We start from the raw sequence: 4,003 nt of genomic DNA, 5'->3' as shown, positions 1-4,003 counted from the left end.
TCCAAGATGGTAGTTTAAACAAGGTCTAAGATTTTCCTTCTTTTTTCCAAGATTTAATTTACAAGTCCTTATAGGATACATATCGTGTAATATATCTATGGCATCATTTACTGCATAAGCACTAGGATAGGGCCCAAAATACTTTGCACCATCTTTAAGCACTCGTCTAGTTTTAATTACCCTAGGAAATTTCTCATTAGTTATTTTAATATAAGGATATTGCTTATCATCCCGTAGCAAAATATTATACTTTGGTTTGTGTTTTTTAATTAGATTCGCTTCTAATATTAGAGCTTCCACTTCATTATCCACTATTATATATTCAAATTCGTCTATATGTTTCACCATTGCTCTAACCTTTAATCCTTGATTCTTTAAAGATCTAAAATATTGGCGGACTCTATTTTTCAAAGATATGGCTTTGCCTATATATATTATTTCCCCACTCTTATCTTTCATTATATATACACCTGGTTTATCAGGTAGGTTTTTTAATTCTTCTTCAAGATTAAACATATTATCACCTATATATATTATAGCATATTAGTCAATAATTATATAAGGAGTTACTTGTATTCACTTCTGTGTTAATGGTAATGAAACTAGTGTAAATTATGCATCTTAAATTATACCTATTCCTCTAGTACAAATAGTAAAGTGAATGCAATCAGTCCACCCACCATAAATAGCCACTGTTTCCATATCACATAACCTATACACCCTAAACAAAAAATAAGTAGGCCCCAAATAAATGATGATTGCTTTTTTGAATTTCCTGATTTTTTCATTTAATTTCCTCCTTATATACTTCTAGTCTCCTCCTTTAACCAGTCTCTTTCTTCTTCATCTAAAAATTGAGATAATTTTTTATATACTCCCTTGTGGTAATCATTTAACCAGTTCTTCTCTTTTGTATCCAATAACGATGGATTAATACAATTTAAATCTATTGGTACAAAGGAAAGAACCTCGAAGTTAAGGAATTGGCCAGATTCAGTTTTCGTGTCCTCATCTACTACTACAATATTTTCTATTCTGATTCCATGATTTCCGGCCTTATATACACCTGGTTCTATGGATACTATCATTCCTTTTTCCATAGATACATTATTATGCACAGATGCTATATTATGAGGGCCTTCATGGACATTTAACACATATCCTACACCATGACCTGTGCCATGATTGTAGTCTAAACCTTCCTGCCATAGAGGGTATCTGCATAATATATCTAATTGATGTCCTGTAGTTCCTTCTAGGAATTTTGCAGTTATTAGATTTATATGTCCTTTTAAGGTAAGGGTAAAGTCTTTTTTCTCTTCTTCTGTTAATTTGCCTAATGCTACAGTTCTTGTAATATCTGTAGTTCCATCTAGATACTGTCCTCCGGAATCTACTAGATACATTCCCTTAGGCTCTAGAACTGCATAAGAATCCTCTCTAGCAGAATAGTGAGCCATAGCAGCATTAGCCCTATAGGCAGATATAGTATCGAAGCTAGGCTCTATAAATAGGTCCTCTTCCCTTCTAAATTCCTCTAGTTTTTCACTGGCAGTAATTTCTGTTATTTCTTTTTTCCCTATATTTTGATCTATCCAATGAAAAAACTTTACTAGTGCTACTCCATCTTTTATATAGGCATTTTTTTGATTCTTTATTTCCGTTTCATTCTTTTTACCTTTTAGTTTTGTAGTTATATCCATTTGGTTTATGATATTACACTCACTAGGGATTCCATTGTATAGCCTTCTATTTATTTTTCTCTTGTCTAATAAGATAGTAGAATCTTCTTCTATACTTTTTACAAAACTATCTACTTCTTCATAGTCTTTAATTTTTACACTGTTTTCCTGAAGAAAGCTTTTTACTTCTTCATTTATCTTATCTTTATCTACACATAAATAGGCCTTATCTTTAGAAATAATACCATAGGAAATAACTACAGGATTGTTAGCCACATCTTTACCTCTAATATTGTATAGCCAAGCAATATCGTCTAAGCCACCTATTAGGAAATAATTCGCCTTTTTATCTTCCATATACTTTCTAACTTTTTCTATCTTTTCTTTTGATGTCAATCCTGTATATTTAATTTCATGGATAAAAGCTTCACTCCTTGGGACATCTGGTCTATCGGACCATATTTTATCTATTAAATCATAATCACTTATGAATTTTATATCTTTATCTTTTAATTTTTTTTCTAATTTTTCTGCAGAGGATTCTGAAAATACTTCTCCATCAAAGCCTATACTGTCACCCTTATTCAAATTGTCCTCTAACCATTGAATATAGGTAGGCACACCAGATACTCCCATTTTCATTAGGTCATATCCTGTTTCCTTTAATTCATCTTCTGCTTGAATAAAGTATCTTCCATCAGTCCATAGAAGTGCTTTATCTAGAGTGATAACTACCGTTCCTGCTGAGCCTGTAAAGCCAGATATCCAGGCCCTGCTTTTATACCTATCTGCTGGATATTCTGATTGATGAGGATCTGCTGTTGGTATAATGTATGCAGTAACGCCTTTTTTACTCATTAGATTTCTTAATTTGTTTACTCTTTCCTTTATATTCACAAATATGCCTCCTGTCTTTAATGCTAATTATACTATATTGTTTCTTTAAATGCTATTAATACACAAAAACCTAGTCGCTATCTACTAGGTTTTAATTTACCAAACAAATTAACATCAAATATTTTTATTCTTAAATGAACTGTAAAGCTTTCTTTACAGTTCATTTAGTTTATGATAGTATATCCGTAAAGAAAACTTTACAGTGTTTGGAGGCCCACTTTATGGAGGTAGTGAATTTTATTAGGAAATTACGGGAGGAAAAAGGCATTAGCCAAACAAAAATGGCAAAAGACTTGCAGGTTACTAGGCAGACTATCCATGCCATTGAAAATAATAAGTATAATCCAAGTTTAAAACTGGCTCTCAAATTAATTGCTTACTTTGATGTGACTATTGAGGAAATATTTATTTTAAAGGAGGAAGATTAATAATGTCTAATAAAAATAATAAACCTAAAAATCCTTATAGATCCTTATTATTCCAACTTTTTATATCAGTAATCGGATTTGGTGCAGTTATCTTTTTTGTGGGAGAAAATGTTAATTCTGTTATAATTACTGGAGGTATTACAGGTATTGCTCTAGCATATATTACACAATTGTTTATTATCTATAAAAAGAATAAGAAGAATAAAGAGAAAAAGGAGAATATACCTGAAGTAGATGAAAGAGTAATCAACAATATACTCCGATTTTCTTCCTATACTTCTCATGGTTTTATTTTTATACTATTCTTGATTTTAAATATACTAATGTTTTTAAAAATTGAGAATATACCCACCTTATATATATGGATTTATGGTTTTATTTATGCGGCAATTACCGGCATTGGCAATCTTTATATTAAAAAACGATGATCCTTCTTTCTAACTTAATATGTTTATATAAATCTATTGTACAAAATTCCTTGTGACAAGTCTATTAAGTTAGAATCATTATTTATAATTCCAATTTAAATGTTTTTCAACAATGGGCCTTGCTAGAATCTTAATCTGACAAGCAGTTAACCATATATAGTTTTAAATATGTAATCAGATTAATAGCTTAAAAGTAATTGAAATAAATAGTTATAGATCGGCATCCTTTCAGGAGAAGCGCACAGTATTTCTATTTTTCCTCTTCCGAATTATCAGTTTTGTCTATTTTTTTTGGATTTAAATAATAAATAGCAAATGCCGACGAAACTAAAAGGACCCAGGCAAATACTACTCCTATCCAAGAACCTAGCCAATCAAATCCGACAGCACCCCTATTAACCCAATTTAAAGTTAGATCTATTCTATATTTGGATTTCATTACTGAAGGAAGAGCCCCAAATAAATGATAAATAATAGTTGGTACTAGTGGAATTAAAAACAGTCTAGAATCCATAGAACTTTTAAATATAATTTCTTGAGCTAGCCCGAAAATAGGAAGAGCCATCCA

The 4,003-nt window shown here is 30.9% G+C and carries 6 protein-coding genes; 2 read left to right on the top strand and 4 right to left on the bottom strand.

The window, feature by feature from the left end:
- From VK071_00915 to VK071_00905, 3 genes are all read right to left on the bottom strand, one after another.
- The coding region (locus tag VK071_00915; GenBank protein HLR33877.1) for a GIY-YIG nuclease family protein at positions 1-516 on the bottom strand (516 nt) is incomplete at its 3' end.
- A gap of 116 nt (positions 517-632) precedes the next feature.
- Positions 633-788, bottom strand: a complete 156-nt coding sequence (locus tag VK071_00910; protein ID HLR33876.1) for a hypothetical protein — start codon at positions 786-788, stop codon at positions 633-635.
- Positions 789-800: 12 nt separating this feature from the next.
- On the bottom strand, positions 801-2,579 hold the full coding sequence (locus tag VK071_00905; GenBank protein ID HLR33875.1) for an aminopeptidase P family protein: 1,779 nt from the start codon (positions 2,577-2,579) through the stop codon (positions 801-803).
- Between the two features lie 221 nt (positions 2,580-2,800).
- On the opposite strand from VK071_00905, the gene VK071_00900 reads away from it, so the two are divergent.
- Together VK071_00900 and VK071_00895 are read left to right on the top strand one after the other, a co-directional pair.
- Positions 2,801-3,007 carry a helix-turn-helix transcriptional regulator gene (locus tag VK071_00900; GenBank protein HLR33874.1) on the top strand — a complete coding sequence of 69 codons (207 nt, stop codon included), beginning with the start codon at positions 2,801-2,803 and terminating at the stop codon, positions 3,005-3,007.
- Between the two features lie 2 nt (positions 3,008-3,009).
- Positions 3,010-3,435 (top strand): hypothetical protein, encoded by a 426-nt coding sequence (locus tag VK071_00895; GenBank protein HLR33873.1) that lies wholly within the window; start codon positions 3,010-3,012, stop codon positions 3,433-3,435.
- A 250-nt stretch (positions 3,436-3,685) separates the two neighbouring features.
- On the opposite strand, the gene VK071_00890 is transcribed toward VK071_00895, so the two are convergent.
- On the bottom strand, positions 3,686-4,003 hold a 318-nt coding region (locus VK071_00890; GenBank protein ID HLR33872.1), incomplete at its 5' end, for a hypothetical protein.

The sequence above is a fragment of the Tissierellales bacterium genome, assembly GCA_035301805.1.
GTDB lineage: Bacteria > Bacillota > Clostridia > Tissierellales > DATGTQ01 > DATGTQ01.
Note: the sequence above shows the minus strand (reverse complement) of the source record. Positions and strands in the feature narration are given on the sequence as shown.